At 49.7% G+C, this 728-nt stretch carries 1 protein-coding gene; it reads right to left on the bottom strand.

Annotation, left to right across the window (positions count from 1 at the left end):
• A partial coding sequence (locus EXE45_RS17220) for a GAF domain-containing protein (RefSeq protein ID WP_137695051.1) occupies positions 1–728 on the bottom strand: 728 nt, incomplete at both ends.

Here is a 728-nt window from a genome sequence, read left to right as displayed (position 1 = left end):
TCTACACCGATCACGTCCTCTCCGTACCCGAACTCTCGCTCTGCGGCATCGTTGACGAATGTGAATTTTCCATTAGCATCGAGCGCATATACTGGGTCATCAACTGCTTGAAGAATGGTCTCGTACCGTTCGACGTCTAAGAGTTGGTTCTGGTGTTCGATTTCAATCCCAATCCGCTGTGCGAGAAGGTTGGCAAACTCGTGTTCGTCGCGGTCAAACGTCTCTGACCGCGGCTCGCTACTCGTAAAGTTGATCGTTCCGTATAGTTCTCCATCAACAAAGACTGGCACGCCGATATACGCGACGCTGTTCTCAGACGCTGGATGCGTTCCGTAATCCTCCACAGACGCGTCGGCGAACGATATGGATTCGAGAAGATCTTGATTGAGTGTGGCTTCACACAGCTGATCCGAAATATCGTATGTCGTCTCTTTTTCGCGCTCGGTCGTCGAACCAACCGTGTACTCAATCTCGATTGTTGAGTTCTCTACTTTCGTAAGAATTCCAGTGTCGAGTCCAACGTAATCCTGACCAAGTGAGAGTAGTTGGGTGACGATTGTCTCGTGACTATCTGTAGTTGTTTTAGGCTGATAGACTTGATCGAGTGAGTCCGCATCAAATTCGACTGTACGCTGTTGTTCGTCCTCATCTGCTCCGTTATTTTGGATCAGTCGGTCAAGTGCTGCTGTAGCCGCAGATGTAGCCTGAGTCAGTCGCGAAAGATCACC

It is taken from the genome of Halorubrum sp. SP9, assembly GCF_005435015.1.
In the GTDB taxonomy this organism is placed as follows: domain Archaea; phylum Halobacteriota; class Halobacteria; order Halobacteriales; family Haloferacaceae; genus Halorubrum; species Halorubrum sodomense.
The sequence above is the reverse complement of the archived record's forward strand: the minus strand, read 5'-3'. Positions and strand labels throughout refer to the sequence as shown.